The following is a 26,547-nucleotide window of genomic DNA, read 5'->3' on the forward strand; positions in this document are numbered from 1 at the left end:
ATGGGCTCTAAATCGATTATATTTAGGGGCCATGACTAGTGAAGCAGTTAGCTAGTCTGCATATAGCGGCTAGCGTCTAACAACTAGGAACTTTAGTTCCAATTGTTAGTACTGAATCACATCTTCTCTGGCGCTTCTACTCCGAGCAAACGAAGAGCTTCTTTGAGGACGACTGCGGTTGCGTAGCTGAGGGCCAGACGACTGTCGCGCTCAGGACTTTCATCTAGGATACGTGTATGTGCATAATATTTGTTAAAGGCTTGAGCCAAACTAATCGCAAATTTCGCAATGATAGATGGTTCAAAATTATCTGCTGCACGATTGATAATACGTGGGAAGTCTTGGAGTAGTTTAATGATTTCCCAGCTTTCAGCATCATTCAGGCTGTAGTTGCCAGCTGTATCTGGTTTGAAATCGGCTTTGCGCAAGATAGATTGGATACGAGCGTAGGCGTATTGAACGTAAGGTCCAGTTTCTCCTTCAAAGGATACCATAGCTTCAAGGTCGAAGTCATATCCATTTGTACGGTCGGTCTTAAGATCATAGAACTTGATAGCCCCAACTCCAACAGCGTGGGCAATCTGGTCTTTATTTTCTAACTCAGGATTTTTCGCCTCGATTTGGGCCTTGGCACGACTAACAGCCTCTGCAATAGTAGGTTCTAGCAAGATGACATTTCCTTTACGAGTAGAGAGTTTTTTCCCTTCTTTTGTTACCAATCCAAATGGAACATGGACAATGTCTTGGCTCCAATCATAGCCCATCTCTTGTAGTACTGCCTTGAGTTGTTTGAAGTGGGCAGATTGCTCTTGACCAACAACATAGATGGATTTTGCAAATTGGTATTCGTTTTTACGGTAAAGGGCTGCAGCCAAGTCACGTGTGATATAGAGAGTTGCACCATCAGATTTTTTGATAAGGGCTGGATGTTCAATTCCATATTTCTCAAGATTGACAACTTGGGCTCCCTCTGACTCAACAAGAAGTCCTTTTTCAGCGAGAATGTCTACAACAGCATCCATCTTATCATTGTAAAAGGCTTCCCCGTTGTAGCTGTCAAATTCGACTTGCAATTCATTGTAAAGGCGGTTGAATTCCACTAAACTTTCATCACGGAACCATTGCCAGAGAGCGAGGGCTTCCTCATCTCCATTTTCCAGTTTGCGGAACCATTCGCGTGCTTCTTCATCCAAGCTAGGGTCTTTTTCAGCTTCAGCATTAATGCGAACGTAGAGTTTAAGAAGTTCATCGATTGGATGCGCTTTAACGGCTTCCTCATTTCCCCATTTCTTGTAGGCGACAATCAGCATCCCAAACTGTTTGCCCCAGTCTCCCAAATGATTGACCTTGACTGTTTGATAACCGATTTTTTGGAAAATATGTGACAAGCTATCTCCGATAACTGTTGAACGCAAGTGCCCAATAGAGAATGGTTTAGCGATATTGGGACTAGACATGTCGATAACGACATTTTCTTGCTTGCCAATGGTTTGGTCGGCATAGTGATCTTTTTCAGTGATGACATTCTGTAATACCTGAGCCGAAATAGCGTTTTTATCAAGGAAAAAGTTGACGTAAGGTCCTGTTGCGACAACCTTTTCAAATGCCTGACTATTGATTTTTTCAGCAATATCTGCTGCAATCATTTGCGGAGCTTTACGCTCGACCTTTGCTAGAGAAAAGGCAGGGAAGGCGATGTCTCCCATTTCTGAGTTTTTAGGTGTTTCCAGTAAATTTAAAATAGCCTCTTGATCTAGGCTATCAATGACGCTAGCCAACTCGCTAGCAATCAATTCTTTTGTATTCATAAGGGCTCCTTTTGGGCTTTTTTACTATTTTAACACAATTTACTACATTTTTTGAGAAAGAAAAGAATTTTTTTGAATTATCTATTTTTTTTGGTATAATATAGTTATAAAATAAATGTAAAATTTGTTATAAATATTCACTTAAGAGGATAATATGAGAAAAAGAGAACGGCATCAATTGATTAAAAAGATGATCACCGAAGAAAAACTTGGGACACAAAAAGAGATTCAAGATCGTTTAGAAGCTCGTAATGTTTATGTGACACAAACGACTTTGTCACGTGATTTGCGTGAAATCGGCTTGACCAAGGTTAAGAAAAATGATATGGTGTATTATGTACTAGCAAATGAGACAGATAAGATTGATTTAGTTGAGTTTTTGTCTCATCATTTAGAAGGAGTTGCAAGAGCAGAGTTCACCTTGGTACTTCATACCAAACTTGGGGAAGCTGCAGTCTTAGCAAACATTGTAGATGCAAACAAGGATGAATGGATTTTAGGAACGGTTGCTGGTGCTAATACCTTATTGGTTATTTGTCGAGACCAGCACGTTGCCAAGCTGATGGAAGATCGTTTGCTAGATTTGATGAAAGATAAATAAGGTCTTGGGAGTTGCTCTCAAGACTTATTTTTAGCAAGGAGAGACGGAAAATGGCAACAGAAAAGCTATCACCCGGCATGCAACAGTATGTGGATATTAAGAAACAATACCCAGATGCTTTTTTGCTTTTTCGAATGGGTGATTTTTACGAGTTGTTCTATGAAGATGCAATTAATGCAGCACAGATTTTAGAAATTTCCTTAACGAGTCGGAATAAAAATGCAGAAAATCCGATACCCATGGCGGGTGTCCCCTATCATTCTGCCCAGCAGTATATCGATGTTCTGATTGAGCAGGGCTATAAGGTAGCCATAGCCGAGCAGATGGAAGATCCCAAACAAGCAGTCGGTGTTGTCAAGCGAGAGGTGGTCCAGGTCGTCACGCCTGGAACGGTCGTCGATAGCAGTAAGCTGGATAGTCAGAATAATTTCTTGGTTGCCTTAGATCGTGATGGCGATCAATTTGGTCTAGCTTATATGGATCTAGTGACAGGTGATTTTTATGTGACAGGTTTATTGGATTTCACTCTCGTTTGTGGGGAAATCCGTAACCTCAAGGCGCGAGAAGTGGTGCTGGGTTATGACTTGTCTGAGGAAGAAGAACAAATTCTCAGCCGTCAGATGAATCTGGTGCTTTCCTATGAGAAGGAAGGCTTTGAGGATGTCCATTTACTGGATCCACGACTGGCAGCTGTGGAGCAAGCAGCAGCTAGTAAGCTGCTCCAGTATGTTCACCGGACCCAGATGCGGGAATTGAACCACCTCAAACCAGTTATCCGCTATGAAATCAAAGATTTCTTGCAGATGGATTATGCGACCAAGGCTAGTCTGGATTTGATTGAGAATGCCCGTTCAGGCAAGAAGCAGGGGAGTCTTTTCTGGCTTTTGGATGAAACCAAAACGGCTATGGGTATGCGGCTCTTGCGTTCTTGGATTCATCGTCCCTTGATTGATAAGGAGCGAATCGTCCAACGTCAAGAGGTGGTGCAGGTCTTTCTTGACCACTTCTTTGAGCGCAGTGATTTGACAGACAGTCTCAAGGGTGTTTATGACATCGAACGTTTGGCTAGTCGGGTTTCTTTTGGCAAGACCAATCCCAAGGATCTCTTGCAATTGGCGACCACCTTATCCAGTGTACCACGGATTCGTGCGATTTTAGAAGGCATGGAGCAGCCTGCCCTGGGCTATCTTATCGCACAGTTGGATGCCATTCCTGAGTTGGAGAGCTTGATTAGCGCAGCTATTGCTCCTGAAGCTCCTCACGTGATTACGGAAGGTGGCATTATCCGAACTGGCTTTGATGAAACCTTGGATAAATACCGCCGAGTGCTCAGAGAAGGGACCAGCTGGATTGCAGAGATTGAGGCTAAGGAGCGAGAAAACTCTGGCATCAGTACGCTCAAGATTGATTACAATAAAAAAGATGGCTACTATTTCCATGTGACCAATTCACAACTGGGGAATGTGCCTGCCCACTTTTTCCGCAAGGCAACGCTGAAAAACTCAGAACGCTTTGGTACCGAGGAATTAGCTCGTATCGAGGGGGATATGTTGGAGGCGCGTGAGAAGTCAGCCAATCTAGAATACGAAATCTTTATGCGTATCCGTGAGGAAGTCAGCAAGTACATCCAGCGTTTGCAGGCTTTAGCTCAAGGAATTGCGACAGTTGATGTCTTGCAGAGTCTGGCGGTTGTGGCTGAAACCCAGCATTTGATCCGACCTGAGTTTGGGGATGATTCACAAATTGATATCCAAAAGGGACGCCATGCTGTCGTCGAAAAGGTTATGGGAGCTCAGACCTATATTCCTAATACCATTCAGATGGCAGAAGATACCAGTATTCAGCTAATCACAGGGCCAAACATGAGTGGGAAGTCTACCTACATGCGTCAGCTAGCCATAACAGCAGTTATGGCCCAGCTAGGTTCTTATGTGCCGGCTGAGAACGCCCATTTGCCTATTTTCGATGCTATCTTTACCCGCATTGGAGCAGCAGATGACTTGGTTTCAGGTCAATCAACCTTCATGGTGGAGATGATGGAGGCCAACAATGCCATTTCTCATGCGACCAAGGATTCCTTGATTCTCTTTGATGAGTTAGGCCGAGGAACTGCGACTTATGATGGGATGGCTCTTGCCCAGTCCATCATCGAATACATTCATGAACATATCGGAGCCAAAACCCTCTTTGCGACCCACTACCATGAGTTGACCAGTCTGGAGTCTAGCTTGGAACACTTGGTCAATGTTCATGTGGCAACCTTGGAGCAGGATGGGCAGGTCACCTTCCTTCACAAGATTGAACCAGGTCCAGCTGACAAATCCTACGGTATCCATGTGGCAAAGATTGCTGGCTTACCAGCCGAACTTTTAGCAAGGGCGGATAAGATTTTAACGCAACTGGAGAGTCAGGGACAAGAAAACCCAGCTCCGATGAGGCAAACTAGCGCCGTCACGGAACAGATTTCTCTCTTTGATACGCCAGTAGAACATCCTATCCTAGCAGAATTGGCTAAACTAGATGTCTACAATATGACACCTATGCAGGCTATGAATGTCTTAGTTGAGTTTAAACAAAAGTTATAAAAAGAGCCCACTCATGCATTTGTGAGTGGGTTTTTCTCTATTACTTTTTATGGGCCAAAAGTTGATTGATGTGGTCCACTTTTTTAGCTTCTCTTTTATAGAGGATAGTCCAGATGATGAGGTATACAATCGCAAACTCTGGAATGAGCTGGAGATAGAAGGTCCAGTGGAAGGGGAACCAACCAGCCAGAGTTGCTAGTGGAACAAAACCAGCCAGCATGAGGAAGAAATGGGAAAGTGTGGCACGGAGCAAGCTCCAGTCACGATTGAATAAACGACCGCCAAAGCTAAAGAGAACTCCGATAGCTGACCAGATAATCGTGCAGTAGAGCAAGACGAGGGCACCGTGAACCTGATGTTGCACCATCACTTGGCCGATGAGAGAATCGGGACTAAGTGGAGAGTAGGTATTTGGTGCATAAATGAGTGAAAAGAGGATAGAGAGGATGAGGCCGATGAGTACACCAGCGGCTGCATCGTGAAAGATTTGTTTTTTCATAGTTCTAATTTCTCCTTGATGGGTTTTAGGTAGCGGCGTGAAGAGTAGGTGAAACTTTCGTTTTTTAAGAAAATTTCAACCAGACCGTTAGGCGTGAGTTTGAGATGAGAGATGGAGTCGATATTGACGATTTCAGATTGGGAAATTTGGATAAAAGTGGTCGGCAGAATTTCAAGAACCTGATAGAGCCGCAAATCAACACTGTAGGTCTGACTGGCAGTTTCTGCTAGAACCTTTCGATTCTCGATATAGAAGCGTTGTATCTTGCCAATCTTAACTAGATAAACCTGATCATCAATCTTTCCTTTGATTGTTTCTTTTTGGTCAAGATTTTCAGCGAACTCGATGACTTTTTGGACTTTTTTGGTTTCTTGAGGTGCTTGGACAATCAGCTTTTCTTCCTTGTAAGTCTCCTTAATCTGTAGTTCTACTTTCATAAATTTCTCTCCTTTTCAGTTATACAAGGTTAATCTCACTTCTTGTACACCTTTATTAAACACTATTTTATGACCTCTGGCAAGAGCTTTTGCCTATGTGGAGGGATTTGGAGTCTATGTGGTATTTGCTTTTTCTGGTAACATCTGAAATATGGTATAATAGCACTAATCAATTTCTAGGAAAATAGATACAGAAAGGGGCTGAAAGATGTCTCATATTATTGAATTGCCAGAGGTGCTGGCAAACCAGATAGCGGCAGGGGAGGTTATCGAACGTCCTGCCAGTGTAGTTAAAGAGTTGGTAGAAAATGCCATTGACGCTGGTTCTAGCCAGATTATCATCGAGATTGAGGAAGCTGGTCTCAAGAAAATCCAAATCACAGATAATGGTCACGGAATTGCCCACGATGAGGTGGAGTTGGCCTTGCGTCGCCATGCGACCAGTAAGATAAAAACTCAGGCAGACCTCTTTCGGATTCGGACGCTTGGTTTTCGTGGTGAAGCCCTGCCCTCTATCGCTTCTGTCAGTGTCTTGACTCTGTTGACGACGGTGGATGGTGCGAGTCATGGGACCAAGCTCGTTGCGCGTGGGGGAGAAGTTGAGGAAGTCATTCCAGCGACTAGTCCTGTAGGAACCAAGGTTTGTGTTGAGGACCTCTTTTTCAATACACCTGCCCGCCTCAAGTATATGAAGAGCCAGCAAGCGGAGCTGTCCCATATCATTGATATTGTCAACCGTCTGGGCTTGGCCCATCCTGAGATTTCCTTCAGTTTGATTAGTGATGGTAAGGAAATGACGCGGACAGCAGGGACTGGTCAACTGCGTCAAGCCATCGCAGGGATTTACGGTTTGGTGAGTGCTAAGAAGATGATTGCCATTGAGAATTCGGATTTAGACTTTGAAATTACAGGTTTTGTGTCCTTGCCTGAGTTGACTCGGGCCAACCGTAACTATATCAGCCTCTTCATCAATGGCCGTTATATCAAGAACTTCCTGCTCAATCGTGCAATTCTTGACGGCTATGGCAGTAAGCTCATGGTAGGCCGTTTTCCACTGGCTGTCATTCACATCCATATCGACCCTTATCTAGCGGATGTCAATGTGCATCCGACCAAGCAAGAAGTGCGAATTTCCAAGGAAAGAGAGCTAATGGCGCTGCTTTCAGAGGCTATTTCAAATAGTCTCAAGGAACAAGCCTTGATACCTGATGCTTTAGAAAATCTTGCCAAGTCGACCGTGCGCAATCGTCAAAAGGTAGAGCAGACCATTCTCCCACTCAAAGAAAATACGCTCTACTATGAAAAAACAGAACTCTCAAGACCTTGTCAAGCTGAGGTAGCCGATCATCAGGTTGAATTGACTAATGAAGGGCAGGATTTAACCTTGTTTGCCAAAGAAACCTTGGACCAGTTAACCAAGCCAGCAAAACTCCATTTCGCAGAGAGAAAGCCAGCTAACTATGATCAACTAGATCATCCAGAGTTAGATCTAGCAAGTCTCGATAAGACTTATGATAAGCTGGAGCGAGAAGAATCATCAAGTTTCCCAGAACTAGAATTTTTCGGGCAAATGCATGGAACCTACCTCTTTGCCCAAGGGCGAGATGGGCTCTACATCATAGACCAGCATGCAGCTCAGGAACGGGTTAAGTACGAGGAGTACCGTGAAAGCATTGGCAATGTTGACCAAAGCCAGCAGCAACTCCTAGTGCCCTATATCTTTGAATTTCCTGCGGATGATGCCCTTCGCCTTAAAGAAAGAATGCCTCTTTTAGAGGAAGTTGGGGTCTTTCTAGCAGAATATGGGGAAAATCAATTTATCTTGCGCGAACATCCCATTTGGATGGCAGAAGAGGAAATCGAGTCTGGGATCTATGAGATGTGTGACATGCTCCTCTTGACCAAGGAAGTTTCTATCAAGAAATATCGAGCAGAACTAGCCATCATGATGTCCTGCAAGCGGTCTATTAAGGCCAATCATCGTATCGATGATCACTCAGCCAGACAGCTCCTTTATCAACTCTCTCAATGCGACAACCCATATAACTGTCCTCACGGACGTCCTGTTTTGGTGCATTTTACCAAGTCAGATATGGAAAAAATGTTCCGACGCATTCAGGAAAATCATACCAGTCTTCGTGAGTTGGGGAAATATTAAGAACACAAAAAGCCTTTGTTCTTTTAGAACAAGGCTTTTTAGTTTTCTAAGGTTGGAACTTTGATTGGACATAGGCAACTTGACACGAGGTTTACACTTGATTGACAAGACCAGTCCTATAAAAAGTGTTGTGAAAACTGAAATAGGTGATTCAAGATTTTGTAGAGTCGTCATGGTCTAAAGGATTCTCAAGACCAATCCCCCTATCAAGATAACGTTGTTTGGTTTTGAGAGTTTTGTTGATAGCAATAGCTGAAGCAATCAAGAGAACGAAGGTCAGCCAAATCCAGGCGGTGAATTCGGCTGGGAAACTAGAACCAGCTAAAAAGAGATAGATAGCTAGAGCCAAGACGAAAATATAAATCACTTGCCAGAGACCAAAAGACTTAACTTCTTTATAGTATTTGTCCTTGCCTTCTTCCAAGATCACTGCTGTGGAAGCTTTTTCAGAGTTTTCATCTAGTAGTAGATAATCAGTTGTCACTTGAAAAATCTTGCTTAATTCAATAATTTTTTCGATTTCTGGAAGGACTTGTCCGGACTCCCATTTTGAGATGCTTTGCCGAGAAACATTGATTTGTTCTGCTAGCTTTTCCTGGGATCAACCTTTTTCCTTTCGAAGCTCAAATAGTTTTTCTGCGAGTTTCATGATTCTATCCTCCTTTTTCTACCTTTATCCTAACAATTTTTACTTATAATGAGAATACAATCTCCTGTATTATTTGTCAACCAGAGGTTGCACCTTTTGTTGCAGTCTGTCTTGGGGAAATATGATATACTAGATAGGCAAAATAATGGAGAAAAAACTATGTACGAATATCTAAAAGGAATCATTACCAAAATCACCGCTAAATATATCGTCCTAGAAGCTAACGGCATCGGCTACATCTTACACGTAGCCAATCCCTATGCTTACTCAGGTCAGGTCAATCAAGAAACTCAAATTTATGTGCACCAAGTTGTCCGTGAGGACGCGCATCTGCTCTACGGTTTTCGATCAGAAGATGAGAAAAAACTCTTTCTTAGTCTGATTTCGGTTTCTGGGATTGGTCCTGTGTCAGCTCTTGCTATTATTGCTGCTGATGACAATGCTGGCTTGGTTCAGGCGATCGAGACTAAGAACATCACCTACTTGACCAAGTTTCCTAAAATTGGCAAGAAAACAGCCCAGCAGATGGTGCTAGACTTGGAAGGTAAGGTAGTTGTGGCTAGTGATGACCTTCCTGCTAAAGTCGCAGTACAAGCTAGCGCTGAAAACCAAGAACTGGAAGAAGCTATGGAAGCCATGTTGGCATTGGGCTACAAGGCGACTGAGCTCAAGAAAATCAAGAAATTCTTTGAAGGAACGACGGATACAGCTGAGAACTATATCAAGTCGGCCCTTAAGATGTTGGTAAAATAGGAGAAGAGTATGCCAAAACGTTGTTCGTGGGTCAAGATGACCAATCCGCTCTACATCGCCTACCACGACCAGGAGTGGGGCCAACCCCTTCATGATGACCGCGCTCTTTTTGAACTACTCTGTATGGAGACTTATCAGGCTGGTCTGTCTTGGGAAACGGTACTAAACAAACGCCAGGCTTTCCGAGAAGCATTTCATGGCTATCAAATTCATGCAGTCGCAGAGATGACCGATACCGAATTGGAAGCCTTACTGGAGAATCCAGCTATCATTCGAAATAGAGCCAAGATTTTTGCTACACGCTCTAACGCCCAAGCATTTTTACGACTACAGGAAGAATATGGCTCTTTTGACGCCTACCTCTGGTCTTTTGTCGATGGACAAACCATCATCAATGATGTTCTTGACTATCGCCGGGCACCTGCTAAAACAGCCTTGTCTGAAAAGTTATCTCAAGATCTTAAAAAACGAAGTTTCAAGTTCACAGGCCCAGTTGCCGTTTTATCTTTTCTTCAGGCTGCAGGTCTGGTTGATGACCATGAGAATGATTGTGAGTGGAAAAACGGAAATTAGTGAGTGCAGGCGTCTAACTATCTGAGAATATAGAAAAAAGCTGAGAAATTCCTCTCAGCTTTTTGATTATATGCTAGTAATTTTTATAGTGCAGTAAGAAATGTCAGTCCACCTAAGACAACGCCAGCTGAGTTTGGAATAATTAGTATCCAATCCTTCTTAGGTTCTTTTGTCCATCCGTAAATAACCCAAATTAAACAAGATACTGCTGCGGATAAAGGCTGGAATGGTTGAGCTTTGTTGCCTTGTAAATTGGCAAAAATTTGTGGGATGTAGGCGATAAATACAATAATCCCGATAAAGGCCCCGATTGAACCGACAATTTGATTTATTTTTTGTTTAGTCATATATACCTCCTTCAAAAAGATATCATAAAAATAAGCAAAATGCAATAAATTCAGACACAAATTGTAACGAAAATCAATACCAAAGCACAAAAATGGAGAAATTGTTTATTTTTTGTTATAGTCAAAGCGAATGACTTGCTCCTGTGCATCTACATAAGCATGGACGCCAAAGGGAACAATGGCTCTTGGCGTTGCGTGGCCGACATTTAGATTATAGACAATCGGGATATTGTTATCAATGATATCCAATAGTGCTTCCTTATAGTCGTCATAGAAGGTTTCATCCATTGGCTTTCCGACCAAGAGTCCACTGATTACCTCAAATACTCCAGTTTCTTTCAAAGTCTGCACCATCTTTTTGAAGTTTTCCGGCTCAGGCTTTTCTTCGCTTGTTTCTAGCAAGAGGATCTTTCCTTCCCAGTCGGATAAGTCAGGGAAGAGTTTGTACTTTTGGCAGAGTTCAGTGCTGTCTGCGTATCGAGAGTTGTCAAAGATATCATAGAGAGATTCAAGGCAACCACCGAGGATTTCTCCCTCAAACTGGGCATTTCCTTGTAACAGGTCAAAACCAGTATTTACATGGCTGATACGAGCTGTTCCCAAAGCTTTGGGACTGAAGTCAGTTCTTTCCTCATACCAAACGTCGCTAGGGCGGATTTCTGAGATTCTCCCAGTCTCAATCAATTCTTTAAAGTAGTGAAAGCTATAGGGCAACATCTCCTTGTCCAATTCACAAATGTCTGCTAAAAAGGATTGCCCATAAAAAGTCTTGACCCCTAGTTTGTGCAACATAAGGTGGTTCATAGTAGTATCCGAGAAGCCAAGAAAAATCTTTGGCTTGATAACCTTTTGAAGCTGGTCGTTTTCAAAAAGATAAGGTAGCAAGCGATAGGTATCATCCCCACCGATGGCACATAGGATCATATTGATGCTATTGTCCGAAAAGGCCTGCATCAAATCCTCTGCACGCGCCTCAGGATGATCCTTGATAAAGTCCAAGCCCTTTAGCGAATGGGGTAAAAAGATAGGATTGAGTCCCAAATCCTTGAGACGTTGGAGCCCCAAATCGACTTCGTGTTTGACAAAATCCTCTCCGATAACACCACTAGACAAACTAACAATACCAATAGTAGAAACCATATCTCATCCTCCTAAAAATAGATTGAGCCTATTTTATCACAAAAGACGAGAGAAAACTATAAGAATGAAACTCAGAAGTGCTATTGAATCTCAAGAAAGCAAGTGAAAAAGCAACCGCCTTAGCAGTTGCTTTTCGTTTTTCTAATCTAACCAGATATGAGTTACTTGGTTAACTCTTGATTATAGGAGAGGGCTAAATCAATCCAGTAAGGAAGTTCTTTTTGACCTTCGATATCTAGGTCTATATAGCCATGATAAGGTCGCCCTCTCATCAATGTAGTATGAGCTCCTGTTCGGGGTAGGACTTGCTTTTCCATTTCTTTGCCAATTCTCACCATAACCAGCTCGTTCTTTCTGGAACTGACTGTAAGAACCATTTTCCCACGAATCATAAAGGCCAGGCCACCAAACAATTTCTTTTCTTCTAACTCTTCTTCGAAAATTTGGGGAGGAAGTTTGAGTGCTAGAGTTTTTCGAATCTGCTGGGCTAAAGATTGACTATATGCCATAGCTTTTCACTTTTCTTAATAACGTGATGGACCCGCGCTTGCGCTTCGAATATTGAAACGTTTCTTGAGATAGAAGCGAAGGGCGAGAAGGGCTGCTCCTAGGATAGCCAAAGGCAGTGGAGCAAGGATTGGATTTAGAGCTGCTGGTAGGAAGCTTGTTGCAAAGAAGACGGCCAACCAGAGAACCATAGCAGCTAGGATGACGAGGATTGATTTCCAGAATGGAGGACGTTGGCTACGGTCTGTGTCTGGTCCATAGTACTGGTAGACAAAGTAGTACATCAAGTAGAAGGCAAGTCCTCCTACAAGTCCAACCAACAAGAGGGTAATCACCCCATAGCCAATAGCCTGATCTGTAGAGAAGAAGGTAGTTAGAGCGCTAATCAATGCAAAGAGGCTGGTGATGAAAAGGGCTGAGTCCATAATCATGAGTTTTGGATCGTCATTTTCTTTTGGATGCTCTTTTTCGTATTGCTCCTTGACAGTGAAACTATGAGCCCAGTGGGTTGGGGCCCCGTAGAGGGAACGAGCTGTCGTTCCTTTGGCTTGCTCTTCAAGGATTTGGGGAATGACTTCCTCAAAGACAGCCTTGATTTCAGCGTCTGTCTTACCATCTTTGATAAATTGTTGGGTAGCGATGTGGATAAACTCTTGGTTTTTCTTGGTTAGTTTTTGTAAATCAATCTGAGACATAGGGATTCCTCTTAGAACCATTTTTTATGGATGAGATAGAGAGTGAGCGAGACACTCATAGCAAAGGCGATAAAGACGATTAACCAGAAGGCATGTGGCTCACCGTTCAAAGGGATTTCATTATCCTTAAAGTTCATCCCGTAGGCTGAGAAGATCATGGTCGGGATAGACATGACAATGGTCACGAGTGCCAAGGTTTTCATGATGTTGTTCTGGTTGTTGGAAATGATAGAGGCAAAGGTCTCTGTCATAGAGTGAAGGACATTTCCATAGATATCTGCCATCTCGATGGCCTGTTGGGTTTCAATCAGGGTATCCTCGAGCAGGTCTTCGTCTTCTAGGTATTTCTTGATATTGCTAGTTGCGCTAGTCAATTTCTTAATCACGCGCTCATTTGTTTTAAGTGAGGCCTTGAAATAGACGATGGTCTTTTCCAATTCCATGAGCTCGATTAGCTCTTCGTTTCGAGTAGATTTGTGAAGTTGACTTTCAATTTGTTCACTCTTACGGTCGATCGAACGAAGGGCAGTCAGGTAAAGCTCAGCATTGCGATAAAGGAGTTGAAAGATAAAGCGTGACCGCATGAAAGTGTAGAAGTTACGCAGTTTGCGGTTGATGAAGACATCGAGAACAGGGAGGGATTCCAAACAGGTAGTGATAATGGTTTCCTCTGTGATGATAATCCCCAGCGGAATCGTTACGTAGTAGGTGCGGTTGTTTCTCTCCTCTGTGATGGGGACGTCCACGATGATCAAAGTATACTCGTCTTCAATCGTAATACGAGACATTTCTTCCGCATCGAGTGGTGCTCGAAGGTCGGCAATATCAATGTCAAAGGCATTAGCAATTTCCAATGATTCATTTTGTGTAGGATTGACGAGGTTGATCCAAGTACCCGGTTCAAGCGTGTCGATCTCTTTAAATTCAGTTGTTGTTGAGAGAAAAACTTGTTTCATATCCCCTATCCTTTCCTACTATTTCAGTGATTCATTTTTTGCACCGTACTATTATACTACAAAAACAGCTTTTTGGGTAATAGAATTTCACATTTTTTGGTATAATGGAAAGCAATAATGGACTAGAAAGAACAAAGATGCAAGATAAAATTGTGATTCATGGGGCACGTGCCCATAACTTAAAAAATATTGATGTGGAGATTCCACGAGACAAGCTTGTTGTCGTGACTGGTTTGTCAGGTTCCGGGAAATCCAGTCTGGCCTTTGATACCCTCTATGCGGAGGGACAACGTCGTTATGTGGAGAGTTTGTCAGCCTACGCTCGCCAGTTCTTGGGCAATATGGAAAAACCAGATGTAGATGCTATTGATGGCCTCAGCCCAGCTATTTCCATCGACCAGAAAACGACTAGCAAAAATCCTCGTTCGACCGTTGGGACGACGACTGAAATCAATGATTATCTGCGTCTCCTCTACGCACGTGTGGGGACGCCTTACTGTATCAATGGGCATGGGGCTATTAAGGCCTCTTCAGTAGAGCAAATCGTGGATAAGGTCTTAGAATTGCCAGAACGCCAGCGCCTGCAAATTTTAGCTCCTGTCATTCGTAAGAAAAAAGGGCAACATAAGGGTGTCATTGAAAAGATTCAGAAAGATGGATATGTCCGCGTTCGAGTGGATGGGGAAGTCTATGATGTGACCGAAGTGCCTGAACTGTCTAAGAGTAAGCAACACAATATCGATGTCGTGGTTGACCGTATTGTTATCAAGGAGGGCATCCGTAGTCGTCTCTTTGATTCCATTGAAGCTGCCCTTCGTATCGCAGAAGGCTATGTGATTATCGATACTATGAACAACTCTGAGTTGCTCTTCTCTGAGCATTATGCCTGTCCAGTTTGTGGCTTTACTGTTCCAGAGTTAGAGCCACGTCTCTTCTCCTTCAATGCTCCTTTTGGCTCTTGTAGTGAGTGTGACGGCTTGGGCATCAAGCTGGAGGTGGATACTGATTTGGTAGTGGCAGATGCCAGCAAAACCTTACGTGAGGGAGCGCTGGCACCTTGGAATCCTATCTCATCCAACTACTATCCAAACATGTTAGAGCAGGCTATGACGGCTTTTGGAGTGGATATGGACACGCCTTTTGAGGACTTGTCAGAAGAAGACAAGAACTTGATTCTCTATGGTTCGGATGGCAAGGAATTTCATTTCCACTATGAAAATGAATTTGGCGGTGTACGGGATATTGACATTCCTTTTGAGGGAGTTGTCAATAATATCAAACGTCGTTACCATGAGACTAACAGTGACTACACGCGCACCCAGATGCGTCTCTACATGAATGAGTTGACCTGCGGGACTTGTCACGGCTACCGTCTCAATGACCAGGCCTTGTCTGTCCGTGTGGGTGGTGAGCAAGGGCCACATATCGGTGAAATCTCAGACCTGTCTATCGCAGACCACTTGGCTTTGGTGAGCCAGTTGACTCTGTCTGAAAATGAAGCCATTATCGCCCGTCCCATTCTCAAGGAAATCAAGGATCGCTTGACCTTCCTCAATAACGTTGGGCTTAACTATCTGACCCTGTCGCGTTCGGCAGGAACCCTTTCAGGTGGGGAGAGTCAGCGTATTCGCTTGGCGACTCAGATTGGGTCCAATCTATCAGGTGTCCTCTATATATTAGATGAGCCGTCCATCGGTCTTCACCAGAGGGATAATGACCGCTTGATTGCCAGTCTGAAAAAGATGCGTGACTTGGGCAATACTCTCATCGTGGTGGAACACGACGAAGATACCATGCGCGAGGCGGATTATCTGATTGACGTTGGTCCGGGTGCCGGTGTTTTTGGTGGAGAGATTGTTGCTGCAGGAACACCTAAGCAGGTGGCTCGCAACAGCAAGTCTATCACAGGCCAGTACTTATCAGGGAAACGTGCCATTCCAGTGCCAGCAGAGCGTCGTTCCGGAAATGGTCGTTTTATAGAGGTGACAGGAGCGCGTGAGAACAACTTGCAAAATATTACTGCTCGCTTCCCACTAGGAAAATTCATTGCAGTGACAGGGGTGTCAGGTTCAGGGAAATCGACCCTCATAAACAGCATCCTCAAAAAAGCCATTGCCCAAAAGCTCAACCGCACTTCAGACAAACCTGGTAAGTTTAAGACTATTACAGGGATTGAGCATGTAGACCGCTTGATTGATATTGACCAGAGTCCAATTGGACGAACGCCGAGGTCCAACCCAGCTACCTATACGGGAGTTTTTGACGATATACGTGACCTCTTTGCCCAGACAAATGAAGCCAAGATACGAGGCTACAAGAAGGGCCGTTTCAGTTTCAACGTCAAGGGAGGCCGTTGTGAAGCCTGCTCGGGTGACGGGATCATCAAGATTGAGATGCACTTCTTACCAGATGTTTACGTGGCTTGTGAAGTCTGCCACGGAACCCGCTATAACAGTGAAACCCTTGAAGTTCACTACAAGGAAAAAAATATCTCGCAGGTTTTGGACATGACCGTCAACGATGCGGTGGAATTCTTCCAACACATTCCTAAGATTCAACGCAAACTTCAGACCATCAAGGATGTGGGGCTGGGCTATGTAACGCTAGGGCAACCGGCTACCACCCTTTCTGGAGGAGAAGCTCAGCGTATGAAGTTGGCTAGTGAACTCCACAAACGCTCAACAGGGAAATCCTTCTACATTCTGGATGAGCCGACGACAGGGCTTCATACGGAGGACATCGCTCGCTTGCTTAAGGTACTGGCTCGCTTTGTAGATGATGGCAATACAGTCCTCGTCATCGAGCACAATCTAGATGTTATCAAGACGGCAGACCATATTATTGATTTGGGACCTGAGGGCGGAGTCGGTGGTGGAACCATCATCGCAACAGGAACTCCAGAAGAAGTAGCTGCCAACGAAGCCAGCTACACAGGACATTATTTGAAAGGAAAGTTACCTCATGAATAAACGCGTACAAGCATTTCTAGCTAAAATGCAAGAAAAAGAACTAGATGGCATCATCATCAATAACCTCAAAAACGTCTATTATTTGACTGGTTTTTGGGGGTCAAATGGAACAGTTTTTATCAGCCGTGACCGTCAGGTCTTGGTGACGGACTCTCGCTATATCATTGCAGCCAAGCAAGAAACCAGTGGTTTTGAGATTGTAGCAGACCGTGATGAATTGGCTGTTATTGCAGGCATTGTTAAGGATATGGGCTTGTCTCGTATCGGTTTTGAGGACGAGATTTCGGTCTCTTATTACCACCGTATGCAGGCAGCCTTTGAAGGGCTTGACTTACTTCCTCAGACTCAGTTTGTTGAAGCGCTTCGTATGATTAAGGATGAGAAGGAGATTACGACTATTCGCAAGGCTTGTTCCATCTCAGACCAGGCTTTCCGCGATGCGCTTGACTTTATCAAACCAGGAAAGACTGAAATTGAGATTGCCAATTTCCTTGACTTCCGTATGCGGGAGCTAGGAGCGGCAGGTTTGTCTTTTGATACCATTTTAGCGAGTGGTATCAACTCTTCTAAACCACATGCCCATCCAATGCACAAACCAGTAGAGCTGGGAGAAGCTATTACCATGGACTTCGGATGTCTCTACGACCACTACGTCAGCGATATGACACGTACCATCTATCTAGGCCATGTCAGTGACGAGCAAGCAGAGATTTACAATACGGTTCTGAAAGCCAATCAAGCTCTGATTGACCAAGCTAAGGCAGGTCTAGGTTTCCGTGACTTTGACAAAATCCCTCGTGATATCATTGTGGAAGCGGGCTATGGAGAATACTTTACACATGGTATCGGACACGGTATCGGACTGGACATCCACGAAGAACCCTACTTTAGCCAAACTTCGAAAGAAGTCATTAAATCTGGTATGGTCTTGACTGATGAACCGGGTATCTATATTGAAGGTAAATACGGGGTTCGTATTGAAGATGATATCCTGATTACAGATAACGGTTGTGAGTTATTGACACTTGCTCCAAAAGAATTGATTGTTATCTAAAAAATGAGATAAATCATTGACTTTTATATTTTAAAGGTTTATACTGATAGACGAAAACGGTAGGTGAGGCTACCATAGGGATACGGATGACTACCGCAAAGCAGTGGAGACACTACTCGTTGGTCAACAGTCCTGGTCGCGAAGGCCAAGACTAAGCTCATTTCATTGCCCTATGGAGTTAAAGCTTGAACGAAAAAACAGATAATTAGTTTTTTAATCCTGCCATTTTATGGCAGGATTTTCTACTGTTTTAGAACAGGGAAAGGAGACAGACGATGCAAATTGACGACCACCCAGAACCGCACATACACAGCCAATCGCTGATTTGTGTCGTTCTGCCCTTATAAAGTGATTGGTCTCTGTGTATGAAACACATCATTCATACAGATAGGAGAAACCAATGAAAACTACAAAAGAAAGATTAGCAGCAGCTATTCATACACCTTTAAACGAAACTCTATCTTTTTACAAGACAAGTCTAACAGGCTTGACTGAGGAACAGATAGAAAAGAATCGTGATTTATATGGTGAAAACACCATCACCAAGGGTCAAGAAGACAGTATCCTCAAAAAGATTTACGAATCTATTATCAATCCATTTACAATCATCCTCCTGGTCATCGCTATGATCTCCATGGTGACCAACGTCTGGTTGGCGAAGCCTGGGCAAGAAGATCCGACGACCTCTATCATCATCGTCGTTCTCGTTCTAATCTCTGGTGGCATACGCTTTGTCCAAGAATTGCGGAGTGACAAGGCTGCGACCAATCTATCAAAAATGATTGTGAATACAGCCACGGTTATTCGCGAAGGCCAGAGTTTAGAGGTCGCGATTGAGGATTTGGTCGTTGGAGATATAGTCAAATTAAGTGCTGGGGATATGATTCCGGCAGACCTCCTTTTGATTGAATCACGTGATTTCTTTGTTCAACAGTCTGGCTTGACAGGTGAAAGTGATTCAGTTGAAAAATTGGCTTTGCCAAAAATGAGTCAGTCAAATTTTGATAGTCTGCTAGAAGCAGAAGCACTCGCCTTCATGGGAACCAACGTGATATCAGGAAGCGCTAAGGCTTTGATTCTAGCGGTCGGTGATGACACCATGATGGGGGAAATAGAGCAGACTCTCAATACTTATGACGAGCCCACCTCTTTCGAACGGGATATGAACAGTATCTCCTGGCTCTTAATCCGTTTGATGTTGGTCATGGTTCCCATCGTATTTCTTTCCAATGGTTTGACGGATGGAGATTGGTTAGAAGCTGGCGTATTTGCTTTGAGCGTGGGTGTCGGGCTTACACCTGAGATGCTTCCCATGATTATCACGGCTAGTCTAGCAAAAGGCTCCATTATCATGGCCAAGGAAAAAGTGGTTATCAAAAAACTCAATGCCATACAAGACCTGGGTGCTATTGATATCCTATGCACTGATAAAACAGGAACCCTTACCCAAGATGAAATTGTCCTTGAATATCCTTTGGATATACATGGGGATTTGGATTTATCTGTGTTGAGACGAGCCTACCTCAATTCCTATTTTCAAACCGGTTTGAAAAACTTGATGGACCGTGCCATTATCAGTAGAACTGAAAAAGAAGCTAAAGAACACGCTATTCTACAAAATTTGGATACTAGCTTTCAAAAAATAGATGAATTGCCCTTTGATTTTGAACGCAGACGGATGAGTGTCATCGTCAAGGATGAGAACGAAGTTGTTAGTTTGGTAACCAAGGGTGCCCTAGAGGAAATGCTTGCGATTTCAACCCATGTGGAATATCAAGGTCAGATTAGCCCTCTGACGGATGATATCCGAGTGGAAATTTTAAAAGAAGTAGACCAACTCAATCAACAGGGCTTACGAGTCTTGGGAGTCGCTTATAAAACAGGCTTAAAGGAAGGTTTTGCTTACTCTGTTGAAGATGAAAAAGAGATGATTCTAACAGGATATCTTGCCTTCCTAGATCCACCAAAACCATCTGCAGCCCCTGCTATCCAAGCTTTATTAGAGTATGGTGTTCAAACCAAGATCTTGACTGGGGATAATGAGAAGGTCACCCAAGCAGTATGCGAAAAAGTTGGTTTAGACGTTGATCAAATCTTGTTGGGTTCTGATATTGATGCCATGACGGACGAAGAGTTGTCCCAAGCAGTTGAGAAGGTGACTGTCTTTGCTAAACTCTCTCCGGATCAAAAAGCACGAATCATTTTACAAATCAAATCTAATGGACATTGTGTCGGCTATATGGGAGATGGGATCAATGATGCCCCATCTATGAAAGTAGCCGATGTGGGGATTTCTGTTGATACAGCAGTAGATATTGCCAAAGAAACGGCTGATGTCATTTTGCTAGATAAGGATTTGATGGTGCTTGAAAAAGGGCTGGTAGAAGGACGCAAAGTCTATGCCAACATGACCAAATATATCAAGATGACGGTCAGCTCTAATTTCGGGAATATTCTGTCACTCTTAGTGTCTGGTATCTTTTTACCTTTCCTCCCTATGGCTCCGATTCACTTGATTGTGTTAAACCTAGTTTATGACCTTTCTTGTATCGCCTTGCCATTTGATAATGTGGATGAAGATTTTTTGAAGCATCCTCATAAGTGGGAAGCCAAGTCTATTACTCGCTTTATGATTTGGATGGGTCCGATTTCGTCTGCCTTTGATATTTTGACCTTTATCTTGCTCTATTTTGTCATTGTCCCAATGACGACAGGTCATGCTTATGTTCACGGAGCAGAGTCTGCAACGGGCTTTATCATCCTGTTCCAGACAGGTTGGTTCATTGAATCCATGTGGTCCCAAACCATGGTCATCCATATGCTTCGTTCAGCAAAACTCCCTTTCTTACAAAGCCGTCCGTCATGGTTGGTTCTTGGGACAACCTTGTTAGCAGCTAGTTTTGTGACCTTCCTTCCCTATTCTGCAATTGCTAACCTCCTTCGATTAACCCCTTTGAAACCAATTTATTTCCTCTTTTTGCTTTTGATAATTATTCTTTATATGATAAGTGTTACAGTTGTGAAACGAATCTATATCAAAAAATTTAGAAGTTGGTTATAAATTGAATTTGTCAAGAAAAAAGTACGAAAATTGCGAAAAAAGTTAAATTTTTTTAAAAATAGGTCGCAAGTCGGATGTTTTTTATGGTATAATAGACTAAACTGATAGTAACATGTAGCGAAAGGGGTAGGTACATGATCAAAATTTATACAGTCTCAAGTTGTACTAGCTGTAAAAAAGCGAAAACCTGGCTCAATGCCCACCAGTTAAGTTATAAAGAACAAAATCTCGGTAAAGAAGGAATTACGAGAGAAGAGTTATTAGACATTCTCACGAAAACAGATAATGGAATTGCCAGTATCGTTTCGTCAAAAAACCGCTACGCTAAAGCACTTGGAGTTGACATTGAAGATTTGAGTGTCAATGAAGTGCTCAACTTAATCATGGAAACACCACGGATCTTAAAGAGTCCGATTCTCGTTGATGAGAAGCGCCTGCAAGTCGGCTATAAAGAAGATGATATCCGTGCCTTCTTGCCACGCTCTGTCCGTAATGTAGAAAATGCAGAAGCACGTCTACGTGCAGCTCTATAAAACATCAAGGCTGGGAGTGACTCCTGGCCTTGTTTGCTCTTTTGTTTTAAAATCATGTGAGGAATTATGAAAAAGTTACTAATTGCCAGTTTTGCTCTCCTCTTTTTGCTTGCGGGATGTGGGCAAAAAAAGGAAACTCCTGCTGCTTCCACAACAGAATCTGAACCTCTCCAATCCAACCTTCCTGTTTTGGATAATGCCGAAAAGAATACGGTGGTCACCAAGACCTTGCTGATGCCAAAGTCGGAAAATGGAACGCAACAGACTCAAACGATTACTTATAAAGGCAATCAATTTTTGACCTTGACCATTCAGCAAAAACGACCTGTCGGGGATGAACTCAAGAACTTTATCTCTGAAAATGGCCTAGAGGAGACGCAAAAAGCGCTTCAAGAAGCTGAAGAGAAGGATGAGACCATCCAAGAGGCACGCAAACTAGCAGGATTTACACTGGAAACCAAGCTACTCAGCGAGACCGAAATCCAGACAACAACGACTTATGATTTTCAAGTATTGGATGTCAAAAAGGTATCTCAGATCGAATATTTAAAAAATATCGGTCTTGAAAATCTCTTAAAAAACGAACCTAGCCAATATATTGCAGATAGAGTGGCAAATGGGGCGACAGAACAATAGAAAATCCAAATTAATAGACTGACTTATTTGTAGAACGTCAGGGAATGTGCTATAATAGTACTATTCTAAGGAAAGAGGGTGTTAGAATGGGATTTACTGAAGAAACTGTACGGTTTAAATTGGATGATTCCAATAAGAAAGAAATTAGCGAAACATTGACAGATGTTTATGCTTCTTTGAATGACAAGGGCTACAATCCGATTAACCAGATCGTCGGCTATGTATTGAGTGGAGACCCTGCCTACGTTCCTCGTTACAACAATGCACGAAATCAAATCCGTAAGTATGAGCGTGATGAAATTGTTGAAGAATTGGTACGCTACTACCTTAAAGGACAAGGAGTCGATCTATAATCTATGAGAATTATGGGATTGGACGTTGGTTCAAAAACAGTGGGTGTTGCCATTAGCGATCCCCTAGGCTTCACTGCTCAAGGCCTTGAAATCATCCAGATTAATGAGGATCAGGGCCAGTTCGGTTTTGACCGTATCAAGGAATTGGTTGACAGCTATAAGGTGGAACGCTTTGTAGTAGGTCTGCCTAAAAACATGAACAATACCAGCGGTCCGCGAGTAGAAGCCAGTCAAGCCTATGGTGCCAAGCTGGAAGAACTCTTTGGTTTGCCAGTAGACTATCAGGATGAGCGTTTGACAACGGTCGCTGCGGAGCGTATGTTGATTGAACAAGCAGATATCAGCCGTAACAAACGCAAGAAAGTTATTGATAAGTTGGCTGCTCAGCTAATTTTGCAAAATTATTTAGATAGAAAATTTTAAGACAGAGGAGAAACTATGTCACACGATCACAACCATGACCACGAAGAACGTGAATTGATTACACTAGTAGATGAACAAGGAAATGAAACCTTGTTTGAAATTCTTTTGACGATTAACGGGAAAGAAGAATTTGGTAAAAACTATGTTCTGCTAGTGCCAGTTAACGCAGAGGAAGACGAAAACGGTGAAGTTGAAATCCAAGCTTACTCATTCATCGAAAATGAAGATGGAACAGAAGGCGAATTACAACCAATCCCAGAAGACTCAGAAGACGAATGGAACATGATTGAAGAAGTCTTCAACAGCTTTATGGAGGAGTAAAAATGTTCAGTGAACATTTTTACCCTTACGCTAAAAGTAAAGACCGTAAGTAAGTCCGGGGGATGTTTTTAGCCCTGCGCCAGAAATTAGAAACGCAGGAACGTCCGGGGGATATTTTTACCCCACGTTGAAATTCATAGTAGCTAGTGATTAGCTAACCAGGTAAGAGGTCGGGATTTTAGTCCCGACCTCGCTTTTTATTTGTAATCATACTTTGATGCGGTAGTTGATTGGACTTTTGTTAAGGAGACATGTATGTTTGAAGTAGAAGAATGGCTTCATAGTCGGATTGGTTTAAACTTTAGATCTGGACTTGGACGAATGCAGCGAGCCGTGGATTTGTTGGGGAATCCTGAGAAGACTTATCCCATTATCCATGTAACGGGGACTAACGGTAAAGGGTCAACTATTGCCTTTATGAGGGAGTTGTTTGTCGTCCATGGTAAAAAAGTTGGTACTTTTACCTCTCCTCATATCATTAGTATCCATGATCGAATCTGTATCAATGGACAACCGATCGCAGATGAAGACTTTATCCGTATAGCTAACCGAGTCAAAGAGATGGAGAAAACTCTCTTAGAAACATATGACCACTTGTCTTTCTTTGAGTTGTTGACCCTGATTGCCTTGCTTTACTTTAAAGAGCAGGAAGTGGATCTAGTTCTTCTAGAAGTGGGGATTGGTGGTTTGCTTGACACGACTAATGTCGTAACAGGCGAGATTGCAGTTATTACTTCGATTGGTCTAGATCATCAGGAGACCTTGGGCGATAGTCTGGAGGAAATAGCAGATCAGAAAGCTGGTATTTTCAAGTCTGGCAAGAAGGCGGTCATTGCCAAGCTTGCTCCAGAAGCGCAGCTTGTCTGTCAAAAAAGAGCGAGAGAGTTAGACGTAGACCTTTATCAAACCGGGCAAGACTTCACCTTAAATGCGGGGGATTTTTCAAGTAGGCTAGCAAGTTTTTCACGGCTTGAAATCGGGTTGGAAGGTGCCTATCAGCAAGAAAATGCCTCCTTGGCTTTACAAACTTTTCTTCTGTTTATGGCGTTAAGAGAGGAAGGTGTCGAAGAAGAGCTTGTCAGACAGGCCTTGAAAGAGACCCACTGGGCCGGTCGATTGGAACGGATTCGTCCGCATATCTACCTAGACGGGGCTCACAATCTTCCAGCTTTAAGTCGTTTAGTTGAGTTTATTCAGGAAAAAATCCGGCAAGGCTTCCAAGTTCAAATCCTTTTTGGTGCCCTTAAACGTAAGGATTATCAGGGGATGCTAGGCTATCTAACGGAGCAGTTGCCTCAGGTGGAACTTAAGGTAACAGGCTTTGACTACCAAGGCTCTTTAGAAGAAAGCGATGTTTCTGGTTATAAACTGGTTGACTCTTATCGTGATTTTATCAGAGAATTTGAAGAAAAGGCCAATGATCAGGACTTGCTTTTCGTGACGGGTTCCCTCTACTTTATCTCGGAAGTGCGAGCGGGTTTGGTAGGAAAGCGTGAGATTAGTTGACCTTCTGGACTTAAGTTGCTATACTGGGGATAGGAAAACTCGAAAACGGTTTCAGAAACACATTAGCACAAAAGAAAGGAAGTCGCTATGAAAACGAAAATATTCACACTTTCTATTGCTTCTTTAGCAATTCTTAGTCTTTTAGCAGCTTGTGGACCTAAGGCACAAGCCCCTACCCAGCAATCTACTCAGCAATCATCTACTCAACAAGAATCATCTTCTAGCACTGCTACAAGTGCTAGTCAACCACAGGCGTCCTCGAGTCAGGACACTACTGTAGCTCAACCTACGAACATTGATGGTACCTATACTGGAAAAGATGAGAATGACCAGATCACTCTAGTTGTAAAAGGTAAAACTGGTACATGGACTGAGGTCGAACCAGACGGAGATAAGGAAATCAAGCAAGTCAGCTTTGAGCCAGAAAATCAACGTGTCATTATCGGAGATGATGTTAAAATTTACGCGGTTAATGGTAATCAAATGATTATTGATGATATGGACCGAGAGGCATCTGACCGAGTGGTATTAACTAAGCAATAATGATTAAGTAGAAGTTCCAATGAGATGAAAGCTATCTTTTTGGAGCTTTTTTTCTTGAAAAAAAGGCTGGCGGTTCTTTACTAACTTTTTACTTAAAACGCTTACAAATATTTGTAAAACTTCTTATAAGGTCGTATACTTACAGTGAATAATCAATAGCGCAGAGGCGCAGGAGGAAACGCATATGGCTACATTTTACGTTCCATCAGTTAACCTTATCGGTAAAGGTGTTGTAAATGAAGTAGGCCCGTATATCAAGGAACTGGGGAATAAAAAGGCTCTTTTGGTGACAGACAAGTTCATCGAAGGAAGTGATATTTTACCTAAGGTCCTAAAACCACTAGATGCTGAAGGGATCGAATATGTGATCTTTAGCGATGTGGAGCCAAATCCTACTTGCAAGAACGTCACAGACGGAGTGGCTGCCCTGAAAGAGCATGGTTGTGACTTCATCATCAGTCTTGGGGGAGGGTCTCCTCAGGATGCGGCTAGCTGTATCTCTATCATCGCCACAAATGGTGGAAAACCACAGGACTACGAAGGTCTTCACAAGTCTGCTAAAAAAGGCTTGCCAGTGGTTGCGATCAATACAACAGCTGGAACTTCTGCAGAAATCACCATTAACTATGTCATTACTGACGAAGAACGTAAGGTCAAGATGGTAATGGTTGATAAGAACAGCCTCGCCCTCATCTCAGTCAATGATCCAGAACTTATGCTTTCAAAACCGAAAGGATTGACAGCAGCGACAGGTATGGATGCTCTTACTCACGCTGTCGAGGCTTTAGTAACACCAGGTGCTTATAATGTGACCAAGAAACTCTCTATCGGAGCGATTGAACTCATCAAAGAGTACCTTCCTCGTGCTGTGGTAAATGGCCAAGACATTGAAGCGCGTGAGGGTATGGTCAATGCTATCTTCCTCGGTGGTATGAGCTTTAACAATGCTGGTTTGGGCTACGTTCACTCAATGGCTCACCAACTTGGTGCAGTGTATAATTTACCACATGGTGTCTGCTGTGCCATGCTTCTCCCGGTTGTTGAACGTGAAAATGCCAAACGTGTACCAGAAGCTTTTCGCAATGTAGCCAAGGCCTTGGGGCTTCATGTTGAAGGGAAAACTGATGAAGAATGTGCAGCCTACGCCATCGCTGAGATTGAAAAACTATCTGAAACAGTAGGGATTCCGAAGAAACTCACTGAACTCGGTATCGAAGAAAAAGATTTTGACTTTGACTACCTTTCTAAGAATGCTTTGATCGATGCATGTGCACCAGGAAATCCATTTATGCCAACCTTAGAAGAAACCATTGCCTTCTACAAAGAACTCTTCTAATTTTTCTTTGAAACAAAGTATAAATTTCTAATTATCTTTTTATATTTTCTTAAATGCTCGTAAAGCCTTATTCTATGTGCTCTCGAGTATTTTTACTGTAGGAA

24 protein-coding genes, 1 pseudogene and 1 riboswitch are annotated in these 26,547 nt (G+C 43.0%); of the genes and pseudogenes, 16 read left to right on the forward strand and 9 right to left on the reverse strand.

Features of this window, described 5'->3' with window-relative positions:
- Positions 1-116 precede the first annotated feature (116 nt).
- Positions 117-1,808 carry an arginine--tRNA ligase gene (gene argS / locus FOA33_RS00770; RefSeq protein WP_221160335.1) on the reverse strand — a complete coding sequence of 564 codons (1,692 nt, stop codon included), beginning with the start codon at positions 1,806-1,808 and terminating at the stop codon, positions 117-119.
- A 154-nt stretch (positions 1,809-1,962) separates the two neighbouring features.
- Between argS and argR the strand changes: the two genes are divergently transcribed.
- Together argR and mutS are read left to right on the forward strand one after the other, a co-directional pair.
- Positions 1,963-2,409 (forward strand): arginine repressor, encoded by a 447-nt coding sequence (gene argR, locus FOA33_RS00775; protein WP_001231483.1) that lies wholly within the window; start codon positions 1,963-1,965, stop codon positions 2,407-2,409.
- Between the two features lie 50 nt (positions 2,410-2,459).
- Entirely contained in the window at positions 2,460-4,994 is a 2,535-nt protein-coding gene (gene mutS / locus FOA33_RS00780) for a DNA mismatch repair protein MutS (RefSeq protein ID WP_221160336.1), read from the forward strand.
- A gap of 40 nt (positions 4,995-5,034) precedes the next feature.
- Here the strand turns inward: mutS and FOA33_RS00785 are convergent, their stop codons facing one another.
- Both FOA33_RS00785 and FOA33_RS00790 read right to left on the reverse strand, forming a co-directional pair.
- A complete protein-coding gene (locus tag FOA33_RS00785) occupies positions 5,035-5,493 on the reverse strand; it encodes a DUF3021 domain-containing protein (protein WP_221160337.1) in 459 nt (152 codons plus the stop codon).
- Positions 5,490-5,930: a LytTR family DNA-binding domain-containing protein gene (locus tag FOA33_RS00790; RefSeq protein WP_221160338.1), complete on the reverse strand. Its 441-nt coding sequence runs from the start codon at positions 5,928-5,930 to the stop codon at positions 5,490-5,492. The genes FOA33_RS00785 and FOA33_RS00790 overlap by 4 nt, the downstream gene beginning before the upstream one ends.
- 208 nt (positions 5,931-6,138) lie before the next feature.
- Here FOA33_RS00790 and mutL point away from each other — a divergent pair, with 208 nt between their 5' ends.
- Positions 6,139-8,088: a DNA mismatch repair endonuclease MutL gene (gene mutL, locus FOA33_RS00795; RefSeq protein ID WP_221160339.1), complete on the forward strand. Its 1,950-nt coding sequence runs from the start codon at positions 6,139-6,141 to the stop codon at positions 8,086-8,088.
- A 151-nt stretch (positions 8,089-8,239) separates the two neighbouring features.
- Here the strand turns inward: mutL and FOA33_RS00800 are convergent.
- Positions 8,240-8,737: pseudogene (locus FOA33_RS00800) on the reverse strand (helix-turn-helix domain-containing protein).
- A 159-nt stretch (positions 8,738-8,896) separates the two neighbouring features.
- Here FOA33_RS00800 and ruvA point away from each other — a divergent pair.
- Positions 8,897-9,490 (forward strand): Holliday junction branch migration protein RuvA, encoded by a 594-nt coding sequence (gene ruvA / locus FOA33_RS00805; RefSeq protein WP_061407453.1) that lies wholly within the window; start codon positions 8,897-8,899, stop codon positions 9,488-9,490.
- A gap of 9 nt (positions 9,491-9,499) precedes the next feature.
- Positions 9,500-10,063, forward strand: a complete 564-nt coding sequence (locus FOA33_RS00810) for a DNA-3-methyladenine glycosylase I (RefSeq protein WP_221160340.1) — start codon at positions 9,500-9,502, stop codon at positions 10,061-10,063.
- 83 nt (positions 10,064-10,146) lie between these two features.
- Here the strand turns inward: FOA33_RS00810 and FOA33_RS00815 are convergent, their stop codons facing one another.
- The 5 genes from FOA33_RS00815 to FOA33_RS00835 all read right to left on the reverse strand — a co-directional run bounded on the left by FOA33_RS00815 (position 10,147) and on the right by FOA33_RS00835 (position 13,708).
- Positions 10,147-10,410 (reverse strand): SemiSWEET family transporter, encoded by a 264-nt coding sequence (locus tag FOA33_RS00815; protein ID WP_000166112.1) that lies wholly within the window; start codon positions 10,408-10,410, stop codon positions 10,147-10,149.
- A gap of 105 nt (positions 10,411-10,515) precedes the next feature.
- Positions 10,516-11,550 (reverse strand): S66 family peptidase, encoded by a 1,035-nt coding sequence (locus FOA33_RS00820; protein ID WP_221160341.1) that lies wholly within the window; start codon positions 11,548-11,550, stop codon positions 10,516-10,518.
- 161 nt (positions 11,551-11,711) lie between these two features.
- Entirely contained in the window at positions 11,712-12,059 is a 348-nt protein-coding gene (locus tag FOA33_RS00825) for a TfoX/Sxy family protein (protein WP_221160342.1), read from the reverse strand.
- Between the two features lie 15 nt (positions 12,060-12,074).
- Positions 12,075-12,752: a DUF1129 domain-containing protein gene (locus tag FOA33_RS00830; protein ID WP_221160343.1), complete on the reverse strand. Its 678-nt coding sequence runs from the start codon at positions 12,750-12,752 to the stop codon at positions 12,075-12,077.
- A gap of 11 nt (positions 12,753-12,763) precedes the next feature.
- Positions 12,764-13,708: a magnesium transporter CorA family protein gene (locus tag FOA33_RS00835; protein ID WP_033585835.1), complete on the reverse strand. Its 945-nt coding sequence runs from the start codon at positions 13,706-13,708 to the stop codon at positions 12,764-12,766.
- Positions 13,709-13,845: 137 nt separating this feature from the next.
- Here FOA33_RS00835 and uvrA point away from each other — a divergent pair, with 137 nt between their 5' ends.
- The 11 genes from uvrA to FOA33_RS00890 all read left to right on the forward strand — a co-directional run bounded on the left by uvrA (position 13,846) and on the right by FOA33_RS00890 (position 26,443).
- Positions 13,846-16,677 (forward strand): excinuclease ABC subunit UvrA, encoded by a 2,832-nt coding sequence (gene uvrA / locus FOA33_RS00840; protein WP_221160344.1) that lies wholly within the window; start codon positions 13,846-13,848, stop codon positions 16,675-16,677.
- Positions 16,670-17,731 (forward strand): M24 family metallopeptidase, encoded by a 1,062-nt coding sequence (locus FOA33_RS00845; RefSeq protein WP_221160345.1) that lies wholly within the window; start codon positions 16,670-16,672, stop codon positions 17,729-17,731. Before uvrA ends, FOA33_RS00845 begins: the two co-directional genes overlap by 8 nt.
- Before the next feature lie 53 nt (positions 17,732-17,784).
- A riboswitch (M-box (ykoK) riboswitch) is annotated at positions 17,785-17,936 on the forward strand.
- A 195-nt stretch (positions 17,937-18,131) separates the two neighbouring features.
- On the forward strand, positions 18,132-20,792 hold the full coding sequence (gene mgtA, locus FOA33_RS00850) for a magnesium-translocating P-type ATPase (RefSeq protein WP_221160346.1): 2,661 nt from the start codon (positions 18,132-18,134) through the stop codon (positions 20,790-20,792).
- Positions 20,793-20,926: 134 nt separating this feature from the next.
- A complete protein-coding gene (gene spx, locus FOA33_RS00855) occupies positions 20,927-21,325 on the forward strand; it encodes a transcriptional regulator Spx (protein ID WP_000591165.1) in 399 nt (132 codons plus the stop codon).
- Positions 21,326-21,391: 66 nt separating this feature from the next.
- Positions 21,392-21,961: an SP0191 family lipoprotein gene (locus tag FOA33_RS00860; protein WP_221160347.1), complete on the forward strand. Its 570-nt coding sequence runs from the start codon at positions 21,392-21,394 to the stop codon at positions 21,959-21,961.
- A gap of 86 nt (positions 21,962-22,047) precedes the next feature.
- Positions 22,048-22,314, forward strand: coding sequence for an IreB family regulatory phosphoprotein (locus FOA33_RS00865; protein ID WP_000507059.1), 267 nt, complete (start codon positions 22,048-22,050; stop codon positions 22,312-22,314).
- Positions 22,315-22,317: 3 nt separating this feature from the next.
- Entirely contained in the window at positions 22,318-22,737 is a 420-nt protein-coding gene (ruvX, locus tag FOA33_RS00870) for a Holliday junction resolvase RuvX (RefSeq protein WP_002876031.1), read from the forward strand.
- 15 nt (positions 22,738-22,752) lie between these two features.
- Complete coding sequence (locus tag FOA33_RS00875) at positions 22,753-23,058, forward strand: DUF1292 domain-containing protein (RefSeq protein ID WP_221160348.1); 306 nt, start codon at positions 22,753-22,755, stop codon at positions 23,056-23,058.
- 255 nt (positions 23,059-23,313) lie between these two features.
- Positions 23,314-24,564, forward strand: a complete 1,251-nt coding sequence (locus FOA33_RS00880) for a bifunctional folylpolyglutamate synthase/dihydrofolate synthase (RefSeq protein ID WP_221160349.1) — start codon at positions 23,314-23,316, stop codon at positions 24,562-24,564.
- An 87-nt stretch (positions 24,565-24,651) separates the two neighbouring features.
- Positions 24,652-25,107, forward strand: coding sequence for an SP_0198 family lipoprotein (locus FOA33_RS00885; protein WP_221160350.1), 456 nt, complete (start codon positions 24,652-24,654; stop codon positions 25,105-25,107).
- A gap of 184 nt (positions 25,108-25,291) precedes the next feature.
- Entirely contained in the window at positions 25,292-26,443 is a 1,152-nt protein-coding gene (locus FOA33_RS00890; RefSeq protein ID WP_221160351.1) for an iron-containing alcohol dehydrogenase, read from the forward strand.
- Positions 26,444-26,547: the final 104 nt, after the last annotated feature.

This window comes from Streptococcus cristatus (assembly GCF_019685515.1).
GTDB lineage: Bacteria > Bacillota > Bacilli > Lactobacillales > Streptococcaceae > Streptococcus.